Genomic DNA, 5,611 nt, shown 5'->3' with positions numbered 1-5,611 from the left:
CAGGTGCGAAACCCCGCAAGGGAAAGAAGCAGAAACCTAAATCGTGAGGTTTGGGAATCACCGTCCGTTTACGGCGGTGAGGATGTCAATGACGCTTTAAATCTCAAAAACCCCCAAGATTACCCTTCTAGAGAAGCCTATCAGCAAGACGTTGTCAAAGCGGTACAGGTCTTAATGCGTTTAGGTATTATGGACAATCCCTCGGCCGATTTAACCGGTTCCCTAGACTCTATCCTTGAGAAATTACAAGAGGATGAACTGGCTATCTACGGTAGAAAACGCAGTAAACAAGAAATTATCGCCGATTTAAAGCAAGTTAATAGTGAAATTGTCGAACTCGATCGAGAAATAGCTGACTTAGAATGGCAAATTGCCCTCAAAAAAGCTGAAATATCTGTTAATGAAGCATCTTAGGTTTTTTATCTTGATTCTGGTTCGTTTTCTCCAGACTGAGCGCAATAATCATCCGCACTAATAAACTTCATCGTGAGTCCCAATTGATTCCAAAAGAATTGCCTGTTTCTGCTCATATTCAACGAATTTAAAGACAATTCTTAAAGCATAGCCCACACTGCAAGCATAAGAGTCTTTAAGCTCTCCTTTTAATTTGTGGGTTCTTAATCGAGGTTGAAATGGATCTACGGATAATAAAGCTAAAGTTTCTTGGATATTTTGAACTAAAAAAGCCTGTTTTTTCACAACTTTTCGAGCATTTCTAATAAATATATTCGAGCGTAATAAAACAAAATTCACGAAAGGATTTCCTCCATGATTTGTTCAGGTGTCAGGGGTTGACATTGACCTTGTGCAAATTCTTGTTGAGCTTCTTGAACATCTCTAAACAACTCTGTTCTTTTTTGATCTCGAAGACGATTCTGTAAGATATGAATGAGATTTTCTTGATCTTCAAGGGGAAGTTGCTCGGCTGCTTCTAAAATCTCTGCAAAGGTTGTTTGTATTGCCATTTTCCTAAGGGGCGATCAATTAAACTATCTAGAATTTACAATCAAGGATGAAAATAGCGAGAGTTACCGTATAAACATTCATTATATCGACATTTTTTGTCTAGTCAACTAGGTTCTTCGTTACTTGTTATGGTTCGATAGGGTGGCATAAATCACAGTTGACAAAAATCGCAGTAATGTCTCTCTCTATAAGGGTTTCATCCCTTATAACCCTCGTCGATTGCATAACACAAACCGAAGAACCGTCAACTATTTAGAACTAACTAGGGTTTGCGGCAAAAAGTTTTTCGGTGGTGGTAGGGTGTGGGGTGTGGGGTGTGGGGTTTTACCGATTTTCAGGTGGTCAACTACCTAATTTTCAGGGAAAAAGGACCTCAATTTTCCCCCTGATCACTCCCATGCCGGGGACTTTTTGATTGACAAAAAGTCTAAAAGTCTTACCCAACAAGGTTTTTAGATTTATTCAGCAGACCCTAATTAAAATCAGCAACGCCGAATCAACTAAGCGTGAATATGAATTTGACTGAGAATATAACGCAAGCGATCATAATCATCTTTAAGTAAAACACTTAACTGTCTGCCCACATTCACTAACCATTGTCGATCGGCTTGACGCAATTGATACATCTGACGGATAGAAGCAGCTGCCAAAGCTTCCACGGGAGTATTTTTGACCTGTAATAAAATTCTTAAAAAGTCTAATTGTTCACTAAAATAAACCACTTCCAGCGACTCACATTGATAAACCGCCTGATGAATTTGTGGGGGTCGGGGAGGAATATATTGATAGATATAACCTCGCCCAGAACCATTGCCATTAAATTGTCCAGGCAGGGTTTCAAAACCGACAATAGTTGCCCGAAATTCCGTTTTTAACATAGCGAAAATCTGCGGCTGTTGTTCCCGCAATTCAGCCAAAGACAACCCCAAAGCTCTAGCGCGATGTACCGAATCGATGGGTGCAGTGGTGGCAAAGGTGACAATCCCAAAAATCTTATTACCCGTTTCTTCATCGTAGGCTTTTACCCAACTACCAAAAGCGGGCATAAAAGGAAAGTTTAACTCCTCTGGTTCCAAACATTGCGCCAAAAACTCGGTCGTCGTCGTCTCGATAACTTCGGCGATATGATCGGGATGGCGGTTATCCGTGGCCAATTGCGGTAAGGGTGGACGCATGGTTATTTTTTGCCTTTAGCGGGGGCAATAATTACTTCTTCTAATTCCGAGAGATTAAAGGTAACTAACTTATCCCAGTTACCCCCCTCAAAAAGAACGGCCACTTTCCCATCGCTTAAACGCTGGGCTAAACCTTCAAATTTATAGTAGGTATCATCGGGATTGGTGACTCGAACGGTACTACCTGGCAAAATCATAGGATTGACGACGAAATTATAATTACTGTCTCTTAGCTTATCAAAAATTAGTTATCAGGGAGTCGGCTGGCAAATAAGATCAAGTATGACGGGATTTGCTATCATCCCCAGAGGACAGACTACTGTTCCCCGCAAATAGCCTTAACAGTGCTGTCTTTTCACTGTTTACCGATCACAGCAAAAAAGCTCACCACTTCCCCAACACTCAATAATAGGGTTGACAATTGTTGTACTGCTGAAAGAAGCTGTTCTAAAGTTAAGGGAATGGTTCTCATCGATTTTGCTTTAAGTTTTCTGTCAGAGATTATCGCTACAAATACGCAGCCTACAATATCAGGCGATCGCAAGATGATGCGCTCACACTCAACTTAATATCAGCATACTTTCTGTTTCACTATTGTAAAATTTAATAATAATTAAAAAATGACCTCTTAAAATTTCGATAATCTTTGCAGTGGGACTATTTCCAATACGAAGATAGATAAATTTGGGTGGATGACCATATAACAAACTGCGCTGATGAAAATCGGCATCTTTAGAGACAATTACAAAATTGTTGAATTTGGCAAATTCCCAGATAAGTGCATCATCAGTATTTATCAGTCCTAAAGTCTTGACGTGCTGAGAATCAGAATATAAATCAATTATTTTATCAATAATCCGATCTGACAAATTTTCATCTAATAACAGTTTCAGAAAGAGGTGATAAATAATTTTTTCTCTCGATCAGCAGCAAAAGCCAAACAAGCCTTGATATCCTGAGAAGTTAATTCTGAAAAATCCTCAAGAATTTCTGCTTCTGTCATTCCTCCCGCTAAATATTCTAGAATATCGTACACAGTTATACGCAGCCCTCGAATACAGGGTTTTCCGCTTCGTTTTCCCGGTTCAATGGTAATAATGTTTTGGTAACTCATAATGCTTTAACTATTTTCAGCTTCTCAATTATATCTTATTCGGTAACACAGAATAATAAAGTTGATGCGCGGGGCGCGGATTGTTAATTTGGTTTTTTTACAGAATTGGTAGCCGCAAACACGCACCCTACAATATCGGCGTACTGCTAGGCAGTGCCTTCGGCATCGCACTACGCAGTGCCTTCGGCATCGCACTATCAACAAAGACAATCGCACCCAACCCCACCGACAAGAACGATCGCACTCAATAAGTCATTGGCCGGACAAATTTAATATTTTTCCTTGGGTTGACTCTAAAATTGAATCTCGGATAAAAGAACTAGCATTAGTAATCTCTAGGCCAATTAATTCTCCTAAATCATTAAGTTCAGCGGTAATATTTGGATTAATTTCTACACTGTTAGCTTCTGGTTCATCAGAAATAGTTAAATGAAGAATGTCTTCTTGTTCAAAGTATCTCATTTTAGGGTTACTCATGGATAGTATATCTCCCAGTTGTTAGGCGAAATCGAATTTGTTGGCGTGTTGTCGCATGAATGGTGACAGGAGTTATAAAATTATCATCGTATTCATAAGGAATAATTACTAAACGATTATCATGCTTGCCTACGGCAATGAGACGACCCGTTTCAGTATCGTAGTACCTTTCTCCAGAGTATTTGAGAATCTCTTCTATTTTAGCAAGTTCAAATCCTCTCAGTTTGGCTCGATATTGTAAGTAATCCGACCAGATAATATTCGGCATTATGAGCAGACTTTGCTAATTATCTGTTATCTATTTTAATCTAAATTTTCCTTCCCAAACCCCCAACACCGTAATCCACCGAATATTCCGTGTTTGCTGGTGCGTTCCCCATCATCAAATGAATGGAGTAACAAGGGTTGCATCAGGGAACGCACCCTACCAGATCGGCGATCGCACCACAAGATCGGGTGATCGCACTATTGGGCATTCAGGTTTCTGAGAATTTTTTGTGCTAAAAATTCTTTGATTTCTGTATGTCGTGGTACAGCTTCAATGACCCCAGTTTGAGGGTTAATCTAAAGAGAATGAGAAGCACCCTCTCGCTTAAGATAACAACCAGCTTTCCGCAACTTTTTTTCTAATTCTTTACGTTTCATGGAATGGAAATTGTCTCCTCGATCGCCTCTTTCGGTAGTCCTCGACGAATATCAGCCAAACGATCTTCAAAAATTAGTTGAATAGCACTTTTTAAGCTTTCTTTGGCTTCTTCAATGGTTTCTCCTTGACCATTTGCACCTAGGACTTCAGGACAAATCGCCCAGTATCCCCCTTCTGTTGCTGCTTCAATGATGGCGGTGAATTCTCCTTTCATGACAATCTCCTTTGATAATTTATGAATTAGCGTGCTGCTACGCAGTGCCTTCAACATCGCACTCTCAATCAAAATATCACAAGATCACGACACAAGATTAGAGCATCCTGGGGATGATGTTGGGTTGAGTACCGATCACCCAACCTACAAGAGCGGCGATCGCAATACAGTGTTTAAGATTAATTGAATATCAATTTTTCTGCTTTATCTTCTGATATTGATTGAGAAGAAATAACAATAAATTGTTCAGGAGATAAAATTACATTTTCATAAGTAAAACCACCAATGACTTTAGGATTAGAAATCATTAAATCAATAGCGTATGCTTCAGGATTAGGATAGCATTCAACTATTGCACCAATTGTTCCTTTAGGAATGATTAAATCTGAAAAATCGGCGGTTATATCTATTAAAGTTTGAATCGAATCATTAATTTTTGCTTTCATTATGTTTTGCTCCTTTAGCTGTAAACTTCTAACCAGTTTGTAATTAATCTAGGAATAATTTTGCTTTGATCTATTTGCCAGATTGTGATTAAATTTCCTTGCCCTCCATTCAAACCTTTGATCCTAATTGTAACTTTTAATCTCATACCATAGGGATTATTTTTGCTTTTATAGGCTGGTGCATAAGGTAAAATTTGACGAATTTGTTGAATTATATCTTGAGAGTTGCAATTTGACGGCCTTCTTGAGTTTCAACAGAATAACCTATCATGGCAAATCCCATCCATTTTCCTTGATTTTGAGGGTTGTTAGGTTGCAATGAGTAATCGGTAAACTTTCGCAAGTCTATTTCGGCTTGATCTGCATTTGGTAAGGGATCTCCTTCTTTCCAGCTAATACTCATATTACAATCTTACAAATGCTCTGAATCAAGCTCTGGGATTAGAGTATCATAATTTCAGAGCATAGGGTTAAGATTCCTGATTATCGAAAATTTGGGTTAAAACCCCGTCGTTTTACGACGGCTTTTCTTGATCTTTAATATAGCACCTAAGAACTTCCAATGGCGCACCT

The 5,611-nt window shown here is 39.0% G+C and carries 11 protein-coding genes and 1 pseudogene; 1 reads left to right on the top strand and 11 read right to left on the bottom strand.

Annotation, left to right across the window (positions count from 1 at the left end; all coding sequences use genetic code 11):
- Window positions 1-81: 81 nt before the first annotated feature.
- A pseudogene (locus BGL89_RS01485) lies at window positions 82-414 on the top strand (DUF1822 family protein); the annotation flags it as partial.
- Window positions 415-471: 57 nt separating this feature from the next.
- On the opposite strand, the gene BGL89_RS01480 reads toward BGL89_RS01485, so the two are convergent.
- The 11 genes from BGL89_RS01480 to BGL89_RS01430 all read right to left on the bottom strand — a co-directional run bounded on the left by BGL89_RS01480 (window position 472) and on the right by BGL89_RS01430 (window position 5,441).
- The gene (locus BGL89_RS01480) at window positions 472-753 is read right to left on the bottom strand and encodes a type II toxin-antitoxin system RelE/ParE family toxin (RefSeq protein WP_286823946.1); all 282 of its coding nucleotides are present in this window, start codon (window positions 751-753) and stop codon (window positions 472-474) included.
- On the bottom strand, window positions 750-965 hold the full coding sequence (locus BGL89_RS01475) for a hypothetical protein (protein WP_002782275.1): 216 nt from the start codon (window positions 963-965) through the stop codon (window positions 750-752). Before BGL89_RS01475 ends, BGL89_RS01480 begins: the two co-directional genes overlap by 4 nt.
- A 501-nt stretch (window positions 966-1,466) precedes the next feature.
- On the bottom strand, window positions 1,467-2,141 hold the full coding sequence (locus BGL89_RS01470) for an HAS-barrel domain-containing protein (protein ID WP_286823942.1): 675 nt from the start codon (window positions 2,139-2,141) through the stop codon (window positions 1,467-1,469).
- A 2-nt stretch (window positions 2,142-2,143) separates the two neighbouring features.
- Window positions 2,144-2,338 (bottom strand): NAD(P)H dehydrogenase subunit NdhS, encoded by a 195-nt coding sequence (locus tag BGL89_RS01465; RefSeq protein WP_002759298.1) that lies wholly within the window; start codon window positions 2,336-2,338, stop codon window positions 2,144-2,146.
- Window positions 2,339-2,701: 363 nt separating this feature from the next.
- Window positions 2,702-3,034: a DUF5615 family PIN-like protein gene (locus BGL89_RS01460; protein ID WP_287697222.1), complete on the bottom strand. Its 333-nt coding sequence runs from the start codon at window positions 3,032-3,034 to the stop codon at window positions 2,702-2,704.
- A complete protein-coding gene (locus BGL89_RS01455; protein WP_158201880.1) occupies window positions 3,031-3,255 on the bottom strand; it encodes a DUF433 domain-containing protein in 225 nt (74 codons plus the stop codon). The genes BGL89_RS01460 and BGL89_RS01455 overlap by 4 nt, the downstream gene beginning before the upstream one ends.
- Before the next feature lie 252 nt (window positions 3,256-3,507).
- Window positions 3,508-3,717 (bottom strand): DUF2283 domain-containing protein, encoded by a 210-nt coding sequence (locus tag BGL89_RS01450; RefSeq protein ID WP_286823932.1) that lies wholly within the window; start codon window positions 3,715-3,717, stop codon window positions 3,508-3,510.
- 7 nt (window positions 3,718-3,724) lie between these two features.
- Window positions 3,725-4,000, bottom strand: coding sequence for a hypothetical protein (locus tag BGL89_RS01445; RefSeq protein ID WP_193955894.1), 276 nt, complete (start codon window positions 3,998-4,000; stop codon window positions 3,725-3,727).
- A gap of 373 nt (window positions 4,001-4,373) precedes the next feature.
- Entirely contained in the window at window positions 4,374-4,592 is a 219-nt protein-coding gene (locus BGL89_RS01440) for a type II toxin-antitoxin system HicB family antitoxin (RefSeq protein ID WP_004163690.1), read from the bottom strand.
- 179 nt (window positions 4,593-4,771) lie between these two features.
- Window positions 4,772-5,038 carry a hypothetical protein gene (locus BGL89_RS01435; RefSeq protein WP_110578573.1) on the bottom strand — a complete coding sequence of 89 codons (267 nt, stop codon included), beginning with the start codon at window positions 5,036-5,038 and terminating at the stop codon, window positions 4,772-4,774.
- Between the two features lie 211 nt (window positions 5,039-5,249).
- A complete protein-coding gene (locus BGL89_RS01430) occupies window positions 5,250-5,441 on the bottom strand; it encodes a DUF6883 domain-containing protein (RefSeq protein WP_286823928.1) in 192 nt (63 codons plus the stop codon).
- Window positions 5,442-5,611 lie beyond the last annotated feature (170 nt).

Source organism: Microcystis sp. LSC13-02, assembly GCA_002282935.1.
Taxonomy (GTDB): domain Bacteria; phylum Cyanobacteriota; class Cyanobacteriia; order Cyanobacteriales; family Microcystaceae; genus Microcystis.
The sequence above is the reverse complement of the archived record's forward strand: the minus strand, read 5'-3'. Positions and strand labels throughout refer to the sequence as shown.